General features: G+C 61.6%; 21 protein-coding genes. 12 read left to right on the forward strand and 9 right to left on the reverse strand.

Annotated features, from left to right (window positions below):
* Window positions 1-164 precede the first annotated feature (164 nt).
* Window positions 165-1,559: an argininosuccinate lyase gene (gene argH / locus BLP82_RS25600; RefSeq protein WP_092174831.1), complete on the forward strand. Its 1,395-nt coding sequence runs from the start codon at window positions 165-167 to the stop codon at window positions 1,557-1,559.
* A gap of 123 nt (window positions 1,560-1,682) precedes the next feature.
* Here the strand turns inward: argH and BLP82_RS25605 are convergent, their stop codons facing one another.
* A complete protein-coding gene (locus BLP82_RS25605) occupies window positions 1,683-2,342 on the reverse strand; it encodes a glutathione S-transferase family protein (protein WP_092174835.1) in 660 nt (219 codons plus the stop codon).
* 124 nt (window positions 2,343-2,466) lie between these two features.
* Here BLP82_RS25605 and BLP82_RS25610 point away from each other — a divergent pair, with 124 nt between their 5' ends.
* The 3 genes from BLP82_RS25610 to BLP82_RS25620 all read left to right on the forward strand — a co-directional run bounded on the left by BLP82_RS25610 (window position 2,467) and on the right by BLP82_RS25620 (window position 6,290).
* Window positions 2,467-2,751 carry a hypothetical protein gene (locus tag BLP82_RS25610; RefSeq protein ID WP_092174839.1) on the forward strand — a complete coding sequence of 95 codons (285 nt, stop codon included), beginning with the start codon at window positions 2,467-2,469 and terminating at the stop codon, window positions 2,749-2,751.
* A gap of 270 nt (window positions 2,752-3,021) precedes the next feature.
* Complete coding sequence (locus BLP82_RS25615) at window positions 3,022-3,270, forward strand: TIGR02647 family protein (RefSeq protein ID WP_025216093.1); 249 nt, start codon at window positions 3,022-3,024, stop codon at window positions 3,268-3,270.
* A 179-nt stretch (window positions 3,271-3,449) separates the two neighbouring features.
* Window positions 3,450-6,290 carry a class I adenylate cyclase gene (locus BLP82_RS25620; RefSeq protein ID WP_092174843.1) on the forward strand — a complete coding sequence of 947 codons (2,841 nt, stop codon included), beginning with the start codon at window positions 3,450-3,452 and terminating at the stop codon, window positions 6,288-6,290.
* A 13-nt stretch (window positions 6,291-6,303) separates the two neighbouring features.
* Here BLP82_RS25620 and rnk read toward each other — a convergent pair whose 3' ends face one another.
* From rnk to cyaY, 3 genes are all read right to left on the reverse strand, one after another.
* Window positions 6,304-6,714, reverse strand: a complete 411-nt coding sequence (gene rnk / locus BLP82_RS25625) for a nucleoside diphosphate kinase regulator (RefSeq protein ID WP_060740094.1) — start codon at window positions 6,712-6,714, stop codon at window positions 6,304-6,306.
* Window positions 6,715-7,015: 301 nt separating this feature from the next.
* Window positions 7,016-7,234 carry a DUF1289 domain-containing protein gene (locus BLP82_RS25630; protein WP_092174847.1) on the reverse strand — a complete coding sequence of 73 codons (219 nt, stop codon included), beginning with the start codon at window positions 7,232-7,234 and terminating at the stop codon, window positions 7,016-7,018.
* 4 nt (window positions 7,235-7,238) lie between these two features.
* On the reverse strand, window positions 7,239-7,571 hold the full coding sequence (gene cyaY, locus BLP82_RS25635) for an iron donor protein CyaY (RefSeq protein WP_060740092.1): 333 nt from the start codon (window positions 7,569-7,571) through the stop codon (window positions 7,239-7,241).
* A 185-nt stretch (window positions 7,572-7,756) separates the two neighbouring features.
* On the opposite strand from cyaY, the gene BLP82_RS25640 reads away from it, so the two are divergent.
* The 6 genes from BLP82_RS25640 to BLP82_RS25665 are packed head-to-tail and all read left to right on the forward strand — an operon-like array spanning window position 7,757 to window position 12,358.
* Window positions 7,757-7,927, forward strand: a complete 171-nt coding sequence (locus BLP82_RS25640; protein ID WP_072406122.1) for an LPS translocon maturation chaperone LptM — start codon at window positions 7,757-7,759, stop codon at window positions 7,925-7,927.
* Between the two features lie 9 nt (window positions 7,928-7,936).
* Entirely contained in the window at window positions 7,937-9,184 is a 1,248-nt protein-coding gene (gene lysA / locus BLP82_RS25645; protein ID WP_092174851.1) for a diaminopimelate decarboxylase, read from the forward strand.
* Window positions 9,185-9,188: 4 nt separating this feature from the next.
* Window positions 9,189-10,019 carry a diaminopimelate epimerase gene (gene dapF, locus BLP82_RS25650; RefSeq protein ID WP_060740090.1) on the forward strand — a complete coding sequence of 277 codons (831 nt, stop codon included), beginning with the start codon at window positions 9,189-9,191 and terminating at the stop codon, window positions 10,017-10,019.
* 13 nt (window positions 10,020-10,032) lie between these two features.
* A complete protein-coding gene (locus BLP82_RS25655; protein ID WP_092174855.1) occupies window positions 10,033-10,755 on the forward strand; it encodes a DUF484 family protein in 723 nt (240 codons plus the stop codon).
* A gap of 2 nt (window positions 10,756-10,757) precedes the next feature.
* Window positions 10,758-11,657, forward strand: coding sequence for a tyrosine recombinase XerC (gene xerC / locus BLP82_RS25660; RefSeq protein ID WP_092174869.1), 900 nt, complete (start codon window positions 10,758-10,760; stop codon window positions 11,655-11,657).
* On the forward strand, window positions 11,654-12,358 hold the full coding sequence (locus BLP82_RS25665) for an HAD family hydrolase (protein WP_092174859.1): 705 nt from the start codon (window positions 11,654-11,656) through the stop codon (window positions 12,356-12,358). Before xerC ends, BLP82_RS25665 begins: the two co-directional genes overlap by 4 nt.
* A 203-nt stretch (window positions 12,359-12,561) precedes the next feature.
* Here the strand turns inward: BLP82_RS25665 and sutA are convergent, their stop codons facing one another.
* The 4 genes from sutA to glnK all read right to left on the reverse strand — a co-directional run bounded on the left by sutA (window position 12,562) and on the right by glnK (window position 15,332).
* A complete protein-coding gene (gene sutA / locus BLP82_RS25670) occupies window positions 12,562-12,885 on the reverse strand; it encodes a transcriptional regulator SutA (protein WP_072406034.1) in 324 nt (107 codons plus the stop codon).
* Between the two features lie 102 nt (window positions 12,886-12,987).
* Window positions 12,988-13,413 (reverse strand): secondary thiamine-phosphate synthase enzyme YjbQ, encoded by a 426-nt coding sequence (locus BLP82_RS25675; protein ID WP_003177301.1) that lies wholly within the window; start codon window positions 13,411-13,413, stop codon window positions 12,988-12,990.
* Window positions 13,414-13,625: 212 nt separating this feature from the next.
* The gene (locus BLP82_RS25680; RefSeq protein ID WP_060740085.1) at window positions 13,626-14,960 is read right to left on the reverse strand and encodes an ammonium transporter; all 1,335 of its coding nucleotides are present in this window, start codon (window positions 14,958-14,960) and stop codon (window positions 13,626-13,628) included.
* A 33-nt stretch (window positions 14,961-14,993) separates the two neighbouring features.
* Complete coding sequence (gene glnK, locus BLP82_RS25685) at window positions 14,994-15,332, reverse strand: P-II family nitrogen regulator (RefSeq protein WP_002555808.1); 339 nt, start codon at window positions 15,330-15,332, stop codon at window positions 14,994-14,996.
* A 415-nt stretch (window positions 15,333-15,747) separates the two neighbouring features.
* Here glnK and BLP82_RS25690 point away from each other — a divergent pair, with 415 nt between their 5' ends.
* Window positions 15,748-16,008, forward strand: coding sequence for an accessory factor UbiK family protein (locus tag BLP82_RS25690; RefSeq protein WP_060740084.1), 261 nt, complete (start codon window positions 15,748-15,750; stop codon window positions 16,006-16,008).
* Window positions 16,009-16,024: 16 nt separating this feature from the next.
* On the opposite strand, the gene BLP82_RS25695 is transcribed toward BLP82_RS25690, so the two are convergent.
* Window positions 16,025-17,302, reverse strand: a complete 1,278-nt coding sequence (locus BLP82_RS25695) for a sensor histidine kinase (RefSeq protein ID WP_092174864.1) — start codon at window positions 17,300-17,302, stop codon at window positions 16,025-16,027.
* A gap of 255 nt (window positions 17,303-17,557) precedes the next feature.
* Here BLP82_RS25695 and BLP82_RS25700 point away from each other — a divergent pair.
* A partial coding sequence (locus BLP82_RS25700; RefSeq protein WP_305883182.1) for a magnesium chelatase domain-containing protein occupies window positions 17,558-17,779 on the forward strand: 222 nt, incomplete at its 3' end.

Below are 17,779 nucleotides of genomic sequence, written 5' to 3' on the forward strand. Positions count from 1 at the left end.
ATATTGCTCAATCGAAAAATATCGTTGTGCGAAAACCCGGTTGGATCCCGGGTCTCGATCGAAAAAACCTGCCGACCAGTGCCAGCGCCAGTCCCGGCAACCCTGCTATCATCCGCCGCAGCCTTTAACCGCTACTTTTTCCACAGCCGATCACGAGCGAATTCATGAGCACTGACAAGACCAATCAGTCCTGGGGCGGCCGCTTCAGTGAACCCGTCGACGCCTTCGTCGCCCGCTTCACCGCCTCCGTCAACTTTGACCAGCGCCTGTATCGCCACGACATCATGGGCTCAATCGCCCACGCCACCATGCTGGCCAAGGTCGGTGTGCTGACCGATGCCGAGCGCGATAGCATCATCGATGGCCTGAAGACCATCGAGACTGAAATCGAGGCCGGCCAGTTCGACTGGCGCGTCGACCTTGAAGACGTGCACATGAACATCGAAGCACGCCTGACCGACCGCATTGGCGTGACCGGCAAGAAGCTGCACACCGGCCGCAGCCGCAACGACCAGGTCGCCACCGACATCCGCCTGTGGCTGCGGGATGAAATCGACCTGATCCTGGGCGAAATCACGCGCCTGCAAAAAGGCCTGCTGGAACAGGCCGAGCGCGAGGCCGAGAGCATCATGCCGGGCTTCACGCACCTGCAAACCGCTCAACCTGTAACGTTTGGGCATCACATGCTGGCCTGGTTCGAAATGCTCAGCCGCGACTACGAGCGCCTGGTGGACTGCCGCAAGCGCACCAACCGCATGCCCCTGGGCAGCGCCGCGCTGGCCGGCACCACGTACCCGATCGATCGTGAATACACCGCGCAGCTGCTGGGCTTCGACGCCGTGGGCGGCAACTCGCTGGATAACGTCTCGGACCGCGATTTCGCCATCGAATTCTGCGCCGCCGCGAGCATCGCGATGATGCACCTGTCGCGTTTCTCCGAAGAGCTGGTGCTATGGACCAGCGCGCAGTTCCAATTCATCGATTTGCCCGACCGTTTCTGCACCGGCAGCTCGATCATGCCGCAAAAGAAAAACCCCGACGTGCCGGAACTGGTGCGCGGCAAGAGCGGCCGGGTGTTCGGCGCACTGATGGGCCTGTTGACCCTGATGAAAGGCCAGCCGCTGGCCTACAACAAGGACAACCAGGAAGACAAGGAGCCGCTGTTCGACGCCGCCGACACTTTGCGCGACTCGCTGCGGGCCTTCGCCGACATGATCCCGGCCATCAAGCCCAAGCACGCGGTGATGCGCGAAGCGGCCCTGCGCGGCTTCTCCACCGCCACCGACCTGGCCGACTACCTGGTGCGCCGTGGCCTGCCGTTCCGTGATTGCCATGAGATTGTCGGCCATGCCGTGAAGTACGGCGTGGACACCGGCAAGGACCTGGCGGAAATGAGCCTGGACGAACTGCGCCGGTTCAGCGACCAGATCGAGCAGGACGTGTTCGCCGTGCTGACCCTCGAAGGCTCGGTCAATGCCCGTGACCACATCGGCGGCACCGCGCCGGCGCAGGTCAAGGCAGCGGTTGTGCGCGGCCAGGCGTTGCTCGCCAGCCGCTAAAAGCTTCGCGAGCAAGCCCGCTCCCACAGTAGATCTTCAGTGGACACAAATCTTGTGAACATATAGAGGTCCAGTGTGGGAGCGGGCTTGCTCGCGAAAGCGTCCTTCAGAACAGCACAAAACTCACTTCTTTGCAGCAATCATCGCCAAAAACGCCGGCATCTCTGCCTCCCTGTCCGCAGCGATCCGCTGCACGTTCGGGTTCTGCTCCAAGCGCTCCATAAGCGCCTTGGCCGCCGGCATGTCCGCCAGCCAATCGATATCGAAGACTTTCCTGCCCACTTGCAAGGCCAGCGAAAGACTGTAGTAGAAATACAGGTCGGCGATGCTCAGGCTGTCACCGGCCACATACGGCGAGAATTTGCCGTGCCGGCCGAGCGAGGCGAACCCCAGCAGCAATTCGGACTTGGACTTTTCCTTGATGGCATCGGCCACCGTCATGCCGAAAAATGCTTCGCCATAGCAGGCCCGCCCCGGCAGCTCGATGTACAGCTCGATTTCCCGGCACAAGGCCAACACCTGGGCGCGCTCGAACGGGTCGGTCGGCAGCAGGGCTTTACCCGATTGGGTTTGCTCGATGTATTCGAGGATGACGCTGGTCTCGTTGATAAAACCCTGTTCGGTCTTCAGCACCGGCACCTTGCCGCGCGGGCTGATGGCCAGGGCTTCCGGGGTCTGGTTGCCAAAGAACTGCACTTCTTCGAAGGGCACGCCCTTCTCCAACAGTGCCAGCTTGACCATGTTGTAATAATTACTGACAGAGAAACCATAAAGCTTGAGCATTACAAAGCCTCCAGGCCGTGCGGGGTTGGCAGCCTTGCGTTATAGACCGTCGAGGGGTTTCTTGCCAGGCGCATCACGCCGCTGAATGCAGGTAAACTGGCGACCTTTCTTACAGGAGCCTGCCATGAGCGAGCCAACCGATATCGACACCGACGAAGAAGATTTTGTCGAGAACACGCTGATCGAAGCCATCGAAAACCAGATCGAAAGTGACAACCCGCCAGCGGCCAAGGCCACCTTCAACAAGTTGACCCTGGTGGGCTACGAGCGCGAAGAAATCCTCAACCTCATGGCTCATGTACTGGCCCATGAGATCGACGCCATCCTCGAAGAAGACCGCCCGTTCGACACCCAATGGTACGAAACGGCGTTGCGCGCCCTGCCCGAGTTGCCGCCGGAAAAGAAATAAACCGCGAGACAAAGTTGCTCCTGTGGCGAGGGATTTATCCCCGCTGGGCTGCGAAGCAGACCCTGGAAATCGGGCGCGCTCATGTTTTTTGGGGCCGCTTCGCGACCCAGCGGGGATAAATCCCCTCGCCACAGGGGGCTCCGCCTGGTAGTACAGCGGTGCTCCGTCCCCTAAAACGAAAAAACCACTACTCCGACACTGGACAGCTCGGCCGACTACGCTCACCTTAGTGACGCTGTCGTCCAAATTCCTAGAAAGTCTGGAGTCCTTATGTCGCTTACCCCTGAGTTGGTTGCCGAACTGGAAATCCTTGCACTCTTCAACCTGGACAGTTCCCAGGAAGGCCTGAAAATTCATCAGACCGCTGCCCCCTCTGCCATCGCTGCTGCCAAGCGCCTGTACGAAAAAGATCTGATCACCTTGTCCGATGGCGGTTACCTGACCAGCCTGGGCCGAGATGCCGCCGAGCATGTGCAAAGCCTGTTGACCATTCTTAACGTTGTACAAGAAGCCGCCTGACGCCCCTTGCCGCCAACGGAAATCTCCTTCAGCGAGATTTCCGCAGGCGCACTGCCGTCACTTGTAAAAAAATCTGACGCCAAACCTCCATTTCAGCTTAAGAATTCTCAAGTCCGGGCGCTAAACTGCCACTACCTGTGATTTCCCACGTTCGACGCCGCGAACCGGTTTGAGCTGACATGACCCGCAACCATGAAATCCGCCCCGATCTGGACGAGGGAATCGACCGCAAGGTCCTGAGCCAGTTGCGCGCACGTTTTCTCAAGCTCAACAGCGTGCGGATGGAGCGCGCCCTGGAAGGCCTGTCGCCGCGCCAACAAGGCGTACTGACATTGCTGCCGCTGTTTTTCCACGTCAACCATCCGCTGCTGCCCGGCTACGTCTCCGGCAGCACGCCCGCCGGGCTGTCGAACTACGAGCCCGACGCCAACGTCCTTGCCGAAGCCCAGCGGCTGACCCGTTCGTTTTCCTACAAGCCGCGCCATGGCAGCAACCCGCCACGGCCGATCCTGGGTCTGTTCCTGATGGGCAGCCTCGGCACCCTGGCCCAGGCCGACCAGAGCGACATGGACGTGTGGGTCTGCCACGGCCCCGACCTGAACGACGATGAACTGGCCGAGCTGCGCAAGAAATGCCAGCTATTGGAAATCTGGGCCGCGACCCAGGGTGCCGAAGCCCACTTTTTCCTGATCGACCCGGCGCGTTTCGTGCGGGGCGAGCGGGACAACCAGCTCAGTTCCGACGATTGCGGCACCACCCAGCATTACCTGCTGCTGGACGAGTTCTACCGCACCGCGATCTGGCTGGCCGGGCGCACACCGATCTGGTGGCTGGTGCCGGTCTACGAGGAAGAGAACTACGAGCAGTACACCCATACGCTGATGTCCAAGCGTTTCATTCGGGCCGATGAAACCCTGGACCTGGGACACCTGGCCTACATTCCGCCGGGGGAATTCGTCGGCGCCGGGCTCTGGCAGTTGTTCAAGGGTATCGAATCGCCCTACAAGTCCGTGCTCAAGCTGCTGCTGACCGAGGTCTACGCCAGCGAACACCCGAACGTGCGCTGCCTGAGCCTGCGCTTCAAACAGGCCGTGTTCGCCAATCGCCTGGACTTGGAAGAGCTGGACCCGTACATGCTGGTTTACCGCCGCATCGAGGAATACCTCAATGCCCGTGGCGAACCTGAACGCCTGGAGTTGATCCGTCGCGCACTGTACCTGAAGGTCAACCGCAAGCTCACCGGCCAGGCGCGCAGCAGTGGCTGGCAACGGGTACTGCTTGAGCGACTGGCCCGGGAATGGGGCTGGGACCAGCGTCAACTGGCATTGCTGGACAGCCGCAGCCAGTGGAAAGTCCGCCAGGTCAGCCACGAGCGGCGCGCACTGGTCAACGAACTCACCCACAGCTACCGCTTCCTGACCCAGTTCGCCCGCACCGAGAAAACCGTCAGCCTGATCAACAAGCGCGATCTCAACGTGCTTGGCCGGCGCTTGTATGCCGCCTTCGAGCGCAAGGCCGACAAAGTCGAGTTCATCAACCCCGGTATCGCGCCGGACTTGGCCGAAGACACCCTGACGTTGGTCCAGTCACCCAACAAGAAGGAACCGGGACAGAGCCAGTGGGGCCTGTACAACGGTAGCCTCAACGCCCTGGAGTGGGAGAACTTCGCGCCGATCAAACGTTGCCGCGAATTGCTGGAGCTGTTGACCTGGTGCCATCGCAACGGCGTGATCGACAGCAGCACGCGCCTGGCGCTGCACCCAGGTGACAGTGACCTGAGCGAGTTCGAACTGTTCAACCTGCTGGGCAGCCTGCAACAGTCCATCGCCCTGCCCCTGGTCACGGTGGATGAAGCGCAGTTGCTGCGCGCCAGCGTGCCCAGCGAAGTGCTGATCCTGGTGAATGTCGGCGTCGACCCGCTCAAGCACCATCGCGACCTGAATATCCTGATGACCACCGAGCGTACCGACTCCCTGAGCTATGCCGGGGTCCGGGAAAACCTGGTGCTGACCCTCGACCAGGTTACCCTCAACAGTTGGAATGAAGTGCTGGTCAACCGTTTCGACGGCGAACACGCCCTGCTCGACTGCCTGCGCGACTACCTCAACGACCTGCCCGTCACCCTGCACCAACCGCGCTTGCAGGTGCGCTGCTTCTGCCACAACCGCGCCCAATTCATTGCGCGACGGGTCGAGGAAGTGATCGAAACGGCGCAGACCCTGCTGTTGAGCAGGCTCAATCACCGCTACCTGCTTCAGGTCCAGCAGCATTACCACGTGCTGGAACTGGTGCCCGGTCATGTCAATCACGTGGCCCTGGGCAGTTTGTCGGCGCTGATGGATTACCTGGGCGAGGAACTGACGGCCTACAGCCCCTTGCACCTGGACCCGATGGCCCTGGAAGACCACGACCTGGCGCTGATCCTGCCCATGGGCCAGCCCGAGTGTATCCAGGTGTTCTACCGGACCAACGAGGACGAAGCCGATCTGTATGTGCTCGATGAATTCAACACGCTGTGGCAACAACACCTGCCCTATCACGACGAACAAAGCCTGCTGGTGCCGCTGCAGCGCTTTCTGCAATCGGTGCTGTACCGCCGCGACGCCCTGCTGCCGCTGGACGCCACCCAGCCGCTGACCCTGGAAACCCTGTACTACCAGTTGCTGCCTTCAGGTGGCCGGGCGCGCCGGATCGAAGCGCGGCAAGCCCCACAGACACCGATCGACAAGCCGTTCTATGACGTGCAGGCGATCATCGGCAAGGCGGCGCACGGGCAGGTACACGTCACCCTGTACTGCGATCAGCAGGAGTTTTCCGAACTGGAACATGGCGACCAACTGTTCCGCGTGGTCGCCAGGGAGATCGTCGAACAGCGCCGCGAAGCCCAGCGCTATCGTTGCTACATCACCGACCTGGACCTCTCGGGGCTGGTGGGCGACGGGACCTGCTCAAGCAATTTGTACCTGCGCTACAAGGCCGACCTGGAACGCGCCCTGAACGAGGCGCTGGCCCTGGTCTGAAGCACCCGGGCACTCAGAGGTGGAAATCGCCGCCCGCTTCGGGCTGGTATTCGACGTCCAGCAAGGTCAGCTTCAACGTCTTGCCGCCGGGGGCCGGCCAGTCGATGTGCTGGCCGACCTTCAGGCCCAGCAAGGCACTGCCCACCGGCGCCAGGATAGAGATCCGGCCTTCGTCGGCATTGGCGTCCTGTGGATATACCAACGTCAGGTGATAGTCCTTGCCGCTGCTTTCTTCGCGGCAGTGCACACGCGAGTTCATGGTCACGACATCGGCAGGCACTTCTTCGTGGCCCACCACGTTCTCGGCGCGATCCAGTTCGGTTTGCAACGCAATCACGCCTGGCAGCGTTTCATCAAGACTGTCGATCAGGCGTTCCAGACGCTGTACGTCCAGGCGGGTAAGGGTGATGGAAGGTGCGGTCATGATCCAGGCAGACTCCTTTCTTCTGCACAAAAAAAGCAAAACCCCGCCACAAAAAGGCGGGGTTTTCACGGGCCTCGATGGATTGAGGCGTAACCGGACACTATCACAGCTCAATAAATAAACAAGACGGGCGGGGTCTACTCATCGTCATGGGAGGCAGAATGACTGTGGCGAGGGGATTTATCCCCGCTGGGCTGCGAAGCGGCCCTAAACCCTCACCTTGGTGCATCAGGCTGATCGTGCACAGCTTCTATTGGGGGCTGCTTCGCAGCCCATCGGGGATAAATCCCCTCACCACAAATCACCTCAGGGATTTGCGCTTAGCCGCCTCTGCACAGATGACCCGCCGGCGCTCATCATCGGCCGAGCGCCATTCGCGGATATCTTCCACATGGCGGAAACAGCCGAGGCAGACCTTCTTTTCATCCAGCTTGCACACGCTGGTGCACGGCGACGGCACGGCGGGGCTGACGTTGCTGTAGAGCGGCTTGGGGGGCCGTGGCGGGGCGATCTGGCTCACGCCGTCACAGGCCTTCGAACTCGAGTTCCACACCCGCCTGCTGCTTGACGATGCGCTCGAGCATCTCACCCAGTTGCTCTTCGCTCTTGTCACACATCCAGCGCTCGCTTTCCTCGTCGTAGTCGAAATGAAAGCCGCCGGAGACCGCCGCCAGCCACAGCTGCCGCAACGGCTCCTGGCGACTGAAGATCAGTTGGCTGCCGTTTTCGAACTTGACGGTGAGTACACCGGCGGAGATTTCCAGGTCGATGTCCAGGCCACTGTCATCGAACACATCTTCCAGCGTTTGCTGGGTCGCATCGACCAGATCGTGGAAACGGGCTTCACTCAAACTCATTTGCGGCAACCTCGAAAATGTCTGCTCATGCTCAAGCGCCGCAAGATACGGACGCCGCCCGGCGATTGCAAAGGATATACCGATCAACGACAACAGTGCCGCCGGACGGGCGCCCCGTTGCATAGGCAAGCTGACGGGTGGCCGGTATACTCCGGCGCAATTAATGCATTTTCAAGGATTTCGCCATGAAGCGCCTGATCTCTTCCCTTGCTGCGCTCGTCGCGGTTGCCTGCCTCGTGACAGCCTGTGGTCAAAAAGGTCCGCTGTACCTGCCTGATGACAGCAAGTCCCCTGAAGAACAGGCCAAGTCGTCGCAATCCAAGACACACTCGCACGACACCCACACCACTTACTAAGGGAACGCCATGGACGCTTTTAACTACCGTGGCGGGGAGCTGTTCGCGGAAGGAGTTGCCCTGTCCGCGATCGCCGAACGTTTCGGCACGCCGACCTATGTCTATTCCCGTGCCCACATCGAAGCCCAGTATCGGACGTTCGCCGATGCTCTCGACGGCATGCCGCACCTGGTGTGTTTCGCCGTCAAGGCCAACTCCAACCTGGGTGTGCTCAATGTCCTGGCGCGCCTGGGTGCCGGTTTCGACATCGTCTCCGGTGGCGAGCTCGAGCGTGTGCTGGCCGCGGGCGGCAGCGCCGACAAGATTGTGTTCTCCGGCGTTGGCAAGACCCGCGAAGACATGCGCCGCGCCCTGGAAGTCGGCGTGCACTGCTTCAACATCGAATCCACCGATGAGCTGGAGCGCCTGCAGGTCGTCGCCGCCGAGCTGGGCGTGCGCGCACCGGTCTCCCTGCGCGTGAACCCGGACGTCGACGCGGGCACCCACCCGTACATTTCCACCGGCCTCAAGGAAAACAAGTTCGGCATCGCCATTGCCGACGCCGAGGACGTGTACGTACGCGCCGCCCAACTGCCAAACCTGGAAGTGCTGGGTGTCGATTGCCACATCGGCTCGCAACTGACCACCCTCGAACCGTTCATCGATGCCCTCGACCGCCTGCTGGCGCTGGTCGACCGCCTCGGCGACTGCGGCATCTACCTGCGCCACATCGACCTGGGTGGCGGTGTCGGCGTGCGCTATCGCGATGAAGAGCCCCCCCTGGTGGCCGACTACATCAAGACGGTGCGCGAGCGTCTCGAAGGGCGCGACCTGGCGCTGATGTTCGAGCCCGGTCGCTATATCGTGGCCAATGCCGGCGTGCTGCTGACCCAGGTCGAATACCTCAAGCACACCGAGCACAAGGATTTCGCCATCGTCGATGCGGCGATGAACGACCTGATCCGCCCGGCGCTGTACCAGGCGTGGATGGACGTCACCGCCGTGCGCCCTCGCGACACCGCGGCCCGCCCCTACGACATCGTCGGGCCGATCTGCGAAACCGGTGACTTCCTGGCCAAGGGTCGGGAGCTGGCGCTGGAAGAAGGCGACTTGCTGGCCGTGCATTCGGCCGGTGCCTACGGGTTTGTCATGAGTTCCAACTACAACACCCGCGGCCGTTGCGCCGAGGTGCTGGTGGACGGTGATCAGGCATTCGAAGTGCGTCGCCGCGAGACGGTAGCCGAGTTGTTTGCCGGCGAAAGCCTGCTGCCGGAGTAAAACCATGCTGCTGCGTTTTACCAAGATGCACGGCCTGGGCAATGACTTCATGGTCCTCGACCTGGTCAGCCAGCACGCGCATATCCTGCCCAAGCATGCCAAGCAATGGGGAGACCGGCACACCGGTATCGGTTTCGACCAGTTGCTGATCGTCGAGGCGCCCAACAACCCGGACGTGGATTTCCGTTATCGGATCTTCAACGCCGACGGTTCGGAAGTGGAGCAATGCGGCAACGGCGCGCGCTGCTTCGCCCGCTTCGTGCTGGACAAGCGCCTGACCGCCAAGCGGCAGATCCGCGTCGAGACCAAGAGCGGCATCATCGAACTGGATGTGCGCAGCGACGGCCAGATCGGCGTCAACATGGGTGCTCCGCGCCTGGTACCGGCGGACATTCCATTCGAAGCGCCGGCCCAGGCCCTGAGCTATCCATTGGAAGTCGATGGCAACACGGTGGAACTGGCGGCAGTCTCCATGGGCAACCCCCATGCCGTGCTGCGAGTGGCCGATATCAACAGCGCCCCGGTGCATGAGCTGGGGCCGAAAATCGAACACCATCCGCGCTTCCCCGCGCGGGTGAATGTCGGTTTCCTGCAAGTCATCGACCGTCACCGCGCACAATTGCGCGTCTGGGAGCGCGGTGCCGGGGAAACCCAGGCCTGCGGTACCGGCGCCTGTGCCGCTGCCGTCGCTGCGATCAGCCAGGGGTGGATGGATTCGCCATTGTTGATCGACCTGCCCGGCGGGCGCCTGTCCATCGAATGGGCAGGCCCTGGCCAACCGGTGATGATGACCGGCCCGGCAGTGCGCGTATACGAAGGACAAGTTCGTCTTTGAGTGAGCCAAACCCATGACCGATCAGCCGCAGGTTCCAGCCCCACAGCCCGACGAATCCCCCAGCCTTCCAGACGTCGCGGCCGTGGCCGCCTACCTGGAGGCTCATCCGGACTTCTTCGTCGAGCATGAAGAACTGCTTGCGACGATGCGCATCCCCCACCGGCGCGGCGACACCGTGTCGCTGGTGGAGCACCAGATGAAAATCCTGCGCGAGCGCAACATCGAAATGCGCCATCGTCTTTCGCACCTGATGGACGTGGCCCGGGACAACGACCGGCTCTTCGACAAGACCCGTCGGCTGATCCTGGCCCTGATGGACGCCAGCACCCTCGAAGATCTGGTCATGAGCGTCGAAGACAGCCTGCGCCAGGATTTCCAGGTGCCCTTTGTCAGCCTGATTCTGTTTGGCGACAACGCCATGCCGGTGGGCCGCTGGGTGACCCACGCCGAAGCGCAGACGGCCATCGGCGGGCTGCTCACGGAAAACAAAAGCGTCAGCGGCAGCCTGCGCGAACATGAGTTGGACTTTCTGTTCGGCGAAGAACAGCGCAAGCAGATCGGCTCTACCGCCGTCGTCGCCATCGCCCACCAGGGTGTGCACGGCGTGCTGGCCATCGCCAGCCGCGATCCGCAGCACTACAAGAGTTCGGTGGGCACGCTGTTCTTGAGCTACATCGCCGAAGTCACCGGCCGGGTGCTGCCAAGAGTCGCCGGCTCGCTGCGCTCGGTACGCTGATGATGGAGCGGCAACTGGACGCCTACTGCGAACACCTGCGCAGTGAGCGCCAGGTGTCGCCCCATACGTTGTTGGCCTATCGCCGCGACCTGGAAAAAGTACTGGGCTGGTGCCAGAAGCAGAACATCGGCAGTTGGTCGGCCCTGGACATCCAGCGCTTGCGCAGCCTGATCGCCCGCCTGCATCAACAGGGACAGTCCTCCCGCAGCCTGGCGCGACTGTTGTCGGCGGTGCGTGGCCTGTATCACTACCTCAATCGCGAAGGCCTGTGCGATCACGATCCGGCCACCGGCCTGGCACCGCCCAAGGGCGAACGCCGGCTGCCGAAGAGCCTCGATACCGACCGCGCCCTGCAATTGCTTGAAGGCGCCGTCGAAGATGACTTCCTGGCCCGGCGCGACCAGGCGATTCTCGAGCTGTTCTATTCTTCCGGCCTGCGGCTTTCAGAGCTGACGGGGCTTAACCTGGATCAACTGGACCTGGCCGACGGCATGGTCCAGGTGCTTGGCAAGGGCAGCAAGACCCGCCTGCTGCCCGTCGGCCGCAAGGCCCGTGAAGCCCTGGAACTGTGGCTACCCTTGCGGGCCCTGGCCAACCCCGCCGACGACGCGGTATTCGTCAGCCAACGCGGTCGACGCCTCGGCCCGCGGGCGATTCAGTTGCGGGTCAAGGCCGCTGGCGAACGCGAGTTGGGGCAGAACCTGCACCCGCACATGCTCAGGCACTCCTTCGCCAGCCATTTGCTGGAGTCCTCCCAGGACCTGCGCGCCGTTCAAGAGCTGCTGGGCCACTCGGACATCAAGACGACCCAGATCTACACCCACCTGGACTTCCAGCACCTGGCGACGGTCTATGACAGTGCCCACCCCAGGGCCAAACGCATCAAAGGCGAAGAATCATGACCATCGAACTCATCACTTTCGACTTGGACGACACCCTGTGGGACACCGCCCCGGTGATCGCCAGCGCCGAAGCCATACTCCGCCAATGGCTGACCGACAACGCACCGAACCTGGGCGGGCTGCCGGTGGAGCATCTTTTTTCCATTCGTGAGCAAGTGTTGCGCGAAGAACCCAACCTCAAGCATCGCATCAGTGCGCTGCGTCGGCGGGTGCTGTTCCGTGCCTTGCAGGAAGCCGGCTACGACCAGTGGCACGCCTCTGAACTGGCGGACCAGGCCTTCGAGACGTTCCTGCACGCCCGTCATCAGTTGGAGATTTTCCCCGAGGTGCAGCCCACCCTGGAAATCCTGGCCAATCATTTCTCCCTCGGCGTGGTGACCAACGGCAACGCCGACGTGCGACGCCTGGGGCTGGCGGACTACTTCAAGTTCGCCTTGTGCGCCGAAGACATCGGCATCGCCAAGCCTGACGCCCGGTTGTTCCACGAAGCCCTGCAGCGCGGCGGCGCCACGGCACAGACCGCTGTGCACGTTGGCGATCACCCGGGCGACGACATCGCCGGCGCCCAACAGGCCGGCCTGCGCGCGGTGTGGTTCAACCCGGCGGGCAAGGCCTGGGATGCCGACCATGTACCGGACGCGGAAATTCGAAGCCTGACCGAACTGCCGGGGTTACTGGCTGGGTGGCATAGCCAACCCTGAACCCTGCTTCACAGCCGCCAAAGCCCTTTGTGGGAGCGAGCTTGCTCGCGATGATGGCGGCACATAACATCAATGCCAACAGACCCACCGCTATCGCGAGCAAGCTCGCTCCCACAGGGACTGCCCTTGGCCCGGAATAGAATCGCGCCCATGAAAAAGCCCGCAGCGACGGCGGGCTTTTTCAGCAAGCAAGAAGCCGATACTCAGATAGGGCGGCTGCCGTACTTGTTGTCAGGCTTCTTGGGCGGATCAGCGACCACGTTGGCTTCCACTTCCTGCACCTTACCGCCCCTGGCCAGGAATTCCTCCATGGCCTTGGCGAGCGCATCACGCTCCTTGTTCTTGGCCTCTACGCTCGGCAACTCGTCGACCGACACCGCGGCCTTGGCCTTGCCCTTGGCGGTAGGTGCCGGAACGTCGGCGCCATCGTCTTCGGCAACGTCTTCAGCCGCCACTTCAAGGCCTTCTTCGGTCTCGTCTTCGTCGCCTACTTCGAGGTCGTCGTTTTCCAGATCATCGTCGCTCATGTTCTACCTCATGACTTGCGAAAAGCAGATTAGTTATAGCCCAGCTTCGCCATCTGTTCGAAGGCTGCCGGAAAAAATTCAACATCCGCTGGCAATCAGCGGTTATGCCCCTTCACCGTACAAGGTGGCAAGGACTTTACGAGCACCGCCGTGATCACGGTGCTCGCCCAGATAAACACCTTGCCAGGTTCCCAATGCCAGCCGTCCCGCCGTAACCGGCAGGCTGAGCTGGCAACCGAGCACACTGGCCTTGAAGTGCGCCGGGAGGTCGTCCAGGCCTTCGTCGTTGTGCTCATAGCCGGCGGTTCCTTGTGGGATCAGCCGATTGAAAAAACGTTCGAAGTCCCGACGTACCGCCGGATCGGCGTTCTCGTTGATGGTCAACGAGGCCGAGGTATGCTGCAGCCACAGATGCAACAGACCGACACGACACGCCTGGAGTTCAGGCAGGCCGGCGAGCAACTCGTCCGTCACCAGATGAAAGCCCCGGGGTCTTGCCCGCAGGGTTATCAGCGTCTGTTGCCACATACAGATCTCCGCACGTTCGGCGCGCATTCTAGCGCGCTCAGGGAAAAAACAAAGGCCCTAATATTCTTGCTTCGATGTAAGCCTTTGGCGGTATAAAAACCCATGTCGCATCCACAACAAAAGGCATCGGAAAAACCGTCGCACCTTGTGAGCAATGACAAATTCCAGACAAAAAAATGCCCGGCGAACCGGGCATTTTTTATGGCGTGTGCTTACAGGTTGTAGCCACGCTCGTTGTGCTGGGCCAGATCCAGGCCCACAGCTTCTTCTTCCTCGGTGACACGCAGACCCATGACGGCGTCCAGGACCTTGAGGATGATGAAGGTGACGATCGCGGTGTAGACCACCGTGAAACCCACACCCTTGAATTGAATCCACACTTGCGCGCCGATATCGGTCACGGTACCGAAGCCACCCAAGGCCGGTGCAGCGAATACACCGGTCAGGATCGCGCCGAGAATACCGCCGATGCCATGCACGCCGAAGGCATCCAGGGAGTCGTCATAACCGAGCTTGCGCTTGAGGGTAGTGGCGCAGAAGAAGCACACCACACCCGCCGCCAGGCCGATGACCAGGGCGCCCATCGGGCCCACGGTGCCAGCAGCCGGGGTGATTGCAACCAGGCCGGCCACCACGCCCGAGGCAATGCCCAGCGCGCTTGGCTTGCCGTGGGTGATCCACTCGGCAAACATCCAGCCCAGCGCCGCCGCAGCGGTAGCGATCTGGGTCACCAGCATCGCCATGCCGGCAGTGCCGTTGGCGGCGACAGCGGAACCGGCGTTGAAGCCGAACCAGCCGACCCACAGCATGGCCGCGCCCATCAGGGTGTAACCCAGGTTATGCGGTGCCATTGGCGTAGTCGGGAAGCCTTTGCGCTTGCCCAATACCAGGCACGCCACCAGACCGGCGATACCGGCGTTGATGTGCACCACGGTGCCGCCAGCGAAGTCCAGCACGCCCCAGTCCCACATCAGGCCGCCATTGCCGGACCAGACCATGTGCGCAATCGGTGCATACACCAGGGTGAACCACACGCCCATGAAGATCAGCATGGCCGAGAACTTCATCCGCTCGGCAAATGCACCGACGATCAGGGCCGGGGTAATGATGGCGAACGTCATCTGGAAGGTGATGAACACCGCTTCAGGGAACAGCGCCGCCGGGCCGGTCAGGCTGGCTGGCGTGACACCCGCCAGGAACGCTTTGCCGAACCCGCCAATGAAGGAGTTGAAGTTGACGACGCCCTGCTCCATGCCGGTGGTGTCGAACGCGATGCTGTAGCCATAGATGACCCACAGGATGCTGATCAGACCGGTAATGGCAAAGCACTGCATCATCACGGAAAGAATGTTCTTCGAACGGACCATGCCGCCGTAGAACAGCGCCAATCCGGGGATGGTCATGAACAGTACAAGAATCGTGGCCGTGAGCATCCAGGCGGTGTCGCCGGAGTTCAGGACAGGGGCTGCCGCTTCTTCTGCCATGGCCAGGCCAGGCATTGCGAAGGACAACAGGGCTCCTAGCCCTGCGAATTTACGCAGAGTCATATTGTTTTCTCCTGGGGCGTTGGGTTTGGCGGCTTAGATAGCGTCGGTATCGGTTTCGCCGGTACGGATGCGGATAGCCTGTTCCAGATTGACCACAAAGATCTTCCCGTCACCGATCTTGCCGGTGTTGGCGGCCTTGGTGATTGCCTCGATCACCCGGTCCAGATCCTTGTCGTCAATGGCGACATCGATCTTCACCTTGGGCAGGAAATCGACCACATATTCCGCGCCGCGATACAGCTCGGTGTGACCCTTCTGCCGACCGAAGCCTTTGACCTCAGTAACGGTAATGCCCTGCACGCCGATCTCGGACAACGACTCGCGCACGTCGTCCAACTTGAACGGCTTGATGATGGCAGTGACTAGCTTCATGAAACTTTCTCCCGAATTGGTGGACTTGCCCCAGGAAAACAAACCCGACTCAAGTCTAAGCGCAGTGCCTGGCTTTGTAACGCGTCGTCGGCCCAAGTTGCCCGACAGGTGCCAGTTAACCGATCCTGACGAAACTCCCCGTTCCGCCTGCTGCACTGCATTCGTCACAGCGACTGCATCAGTGCATGGGTCATCAGCCTCTAAGCAGAAACCTTGCCATCTGTGCCCAAACCCTCTGATTTCAGCCCCTTGGCCACCGGTTCGACGTGCACCGCACCACTAACCGCAGCGATACGCACAACAACAGTGCAGCGGCGCCCGGCCCCATGCGCGAAAAGCGTGCATCCCTGGCTTGCGAATTGACTATAGACACTGCGTGGTACACTGCCCGCCATTGTTTCCAGGACACCTGCACATGCTTGCGCCCAAAGACCTCCTCGACGCCCTGAGCGGCCACGCCTCCCGTATCTTGAGTGGCGACACGCCGCTGCCCAAAAGCGAAATCGAAAGCCAGTTCAAGGCCCTGCTGCAAAGCGGCTTCAGCAAGCTGGACCTGGTCAGCCGGGAAGAATTCGACAGCCAGATGGTCGTGCTGGCCCGGACCCGAGCGCGGCTCGAAAGCCTGGAGGCCAAGGTCGCGGAGCTGGAAGCGCGACTGGCTCCGGCCCAGGAATAAGCTACCCACTGGCGACTCAACCGCTCACGGCCCGCTGCGGTGCGCCTTGGACAAGCGCCAGCGGCAGCTCCAGGATAAAGAGCGCGCCCTTGCCCGGCCCCGCGCTCTGCGCCGTCAGATCGCCGCCCATCTCGTGCGCCGCCAGAATGCAGCTGTGCAAACCAAAGCCGTGACCGCCGACACGCGTGGTGAAGCCGTGCTCGAACACCCGCGCGAGATTGTCCTGCGCAATCCCCTCGCCATTGTCCTGGACCTCGACCCGCACGCGCCCATCGTCAACGACCTTCAGGCGCAGGATGATCTGCGGCGGCCGGTTCACACCGGCGTCCAGCGCCTGCTTGGCGTTGTTGATCAGATTGACCAGAATCTGCAGCACCCGGTGCTTGTCCAGTGGCATTTGCGGTATATCGCTGAACTCCTTGATCAGCGTGATGTGGTGGCGGGCCAGGGACACATCGCAAATGCGCACGACATCCTCGACCAGCTCTCGCAACGAACCCGGCTCCAGGACGCTGGCATTGCCGGCATAGGATTGCTGGGTGGCGACGATTTCCTTGATGTGGTCGATGCGGCGGGTCAACTGCGCCAACTCGGCGATCATGCCCTGCTGCTCGACGGCCAGCGCGTCGGCCAGCTTGTCGAGATAGTCCGGTAGTGTGCGCCCTTTCGGATCGCTGCTGATGAAGTCGCCGAGATCGTCGGGATGCTCCTTCATCAACTGGACGACCTTGGCCACCCCGGGGCCCTTGGAGGTGTGCACCTTCTCGTAGAGAACCTGGGCGGACACGTTGACGCTATTGAGCACATTGCCCACGTTATGCAGCACATTGGTGGCGATCTCCGCCATGCCGGCCCGGCGCGCGGTGGTCACCAGTTCGGCCTGCGCCTCGCGCAACTCTTCGTTGACCTTGGCCAATTGCCGCGGGCTGGGGATCTTCAGGGCCACCGGCACCAGCCGGACCAGCAGGATGGCGGTAATCATCGAAGCTATCGCGGTGATCACCTTGACCAGCGCCGACAACCAGTAATAAGGCTGCCAAATGGTCAGGATTTCCATCACGTGGCTGGTCCCGCAGGCCAGGATAAATACGCCAAAGGCCGCCAGCATCCAGTCGAACGGCACGTCCTTGCGCTTGTGGATAAAGTACAGGAGCGTGAAAGGAATGGTGACGTAGGACAGGGTGATCAAACCATCGGCAATGACGTTGGTCCACAGCAGATCCGGCCGCCACATGTAGCAGTGCCCATGGGGCATGAAGCGCTTGTCGGTTAACAGAGCCAGCAGATCGTTCATGGCCACTTCCTCCCTGTGCCGTTGATACCGCCAAGTGCCAACTGGACAAATCGCAGTCTAGGCCGGTCCCGGGCATTTCGCCTGGGCGGGTGAAGGGTGGCATCCGCTGAATCGCGCTTGGCGACTCGGCAGTCACTGGCCGTCGAAACATCCTGCCAAATTTTCTCCCCTCGATTGCTGCGCCCAAGTTCCCCCCCACGACTACCCTTCAAAAGTCGCAGGACGCGGCACCCCCATTCACTCAAGGAACGATTCATGTCGCTCGCCATTGTCCACAGCCGCGCCCAAGTGGGGGTCGAGGCTCCTGCCGTTACCGTTGAAGTCCACCTGGCCAATGGCTTGCCCTCGCTGACGATGGTTGGCCTGCCGGAGGCGGCGGTGAAGGAAAGCAAGGATCGGGTGCGCAGCGCGATCATCAACTCGGGGCTGAATTTTCCGGCGCGGCGCATCACCCTGAACCTGGCGCCGGCGGACCTG

Origin of the sequence: Pseudomonas sp. NFACC37-1 (assembly GCF_900101575.1) — a bacterium.
Taxonomy (GTDB): Bacteria; Pseudomonadota; Gammaproteobacteria; order Pseudomonadales; family Pseudomonadaceae; genus Aquipseudomonas; species Aquipseudomonas fluorescens_AA.

Bases quoted from the DNA above. Each gene is read 5' to 3' on its own strand.
- BLP82_RS25615 (WP_025216093.1), top strand. From the start codon at position 3,022: ATGTCGCTTACCCCTGAGTTGGTTGCCGAACTGGAAATCCTTGCACTC.
- BLP82_RS25620 (WP_092174843.1), top strand. From the start codon at position 3,450: ATGACCCGCAACCATGAAATCCGCCCCGATCTGGACGAGGGAATCGAC.
- BLP82_RS25640 (WP_072406122.1), top strand. From the start codon at position 7,757: ATGAAGCGCCTGATCTCTTCCCTTGCTGCGCTCGTCGCGGTTGCCTGC.
- cyaY (WP_060740092.1), bottom strand. From the start codon at position 7,571: ATGAGTTTGAGTGAAGCCCGTTTCCACGATCTGGTCGATGCGACCCAG.
- dapF (WP_060740090.1), top strand. From the start codon at position 9,189: ATGCTGCTGCGTTTTACCAAGATGCACGGCCTGGGCAATGACTTCATG.
- argH (WP_092174831.1), top strand. From the start codon at position 165: ATGAGCACTGACAAGACCAATCAGTCCTGGGGCGGCCGCTTCAGTGAA.
- BLP82_RS25695 (WP_092174864.1), bottom strand. From the start codon at position 17,302: ATGAACGATCTGCTGGCTCTGTTAACCGACAAGCGCTTCATGCCCCAT.
- rnk (WP_060740094.1), bottom strand. From the start codon at position 6,714: ATGACCGCACCTTCCATCACCCTTACCCGCCTGGACGTACAGCGTCTG.
- BLP82_RS25680 (WP_060740085.1), bottom strand. From the start codon at position 14,960: ATGACTCTGCGTAAATTCGCAGGGCTAGGAGCCCTGTTGTCCTTCGCA.
- lysA (WP_092174851.1), top strand. From the start codon at position 7,937: ATGGACGCTTTTAACTACCGTGGCGGGGAGCTGTTCGCGGAAGGAGTT.
- sutA (WP_072406034.1), bottom strand. From the start codon at position 12,885: ATGAGCGACGATGATCTGGAAAACGACGACCTCGAAGTAGGCGACGAA.
- BLP82_RS25605 (WP_092174835.1), bottom strand. From the start codon at position 2,342: ATGCTCAAGCTTTATGGTTTCTCTGTCAGTAATTATTACAACATGGTC.
- xerC (WP_092174869.1), top strand. From the start codon at position 10,758: ATGGAGCGGCAACTGGACGCCTACTGCGAACACCTGCGCAGTGAGCGC.
- BLP82_RS25655 (WP_092174855.1), top strand. From the start codon at position 10,033: ATGACCGATCAGCCGCAGGTTCCAGCCCCACAGCCCGACGAATCCCCC.
- BLP82_RS25690 (WP_060740084.1), top strand. From the start codon at position 15,748: ATGCTTGCGCCCAAAGACCTCCTCGACGCCCTGAGCGGCCACGCCTCC.
- glnK (WP_002555808.1), bottom strand. From the start codon at position 15,332: ATGAAGCTAGTCACTGCCATCATCAAGCCGTTCAAGTTGGACGACGTG.
- BLP82_RS25675 (WP_003177301.1), bottom strand. From the start codon at position 13,413: ATGTGGCAACAGACGCTGATAACCCTGCGGGCAAGACCCCGGGGCTTT.
- BLP82_RS25610 (WP_092174839.1), top strand. From the start codon at position 2,467: ATGAGCGAGCCAACCGATATCGACACCGACGAAGAAGATTTTGTCGAG.
- BLP82_RS25665 (WP_092174859.1), top strand. From the start codon at position 11,654: ATGACCATCGAACTCATCACTTTCGACTTGGACGACACCCTGTGGGAC.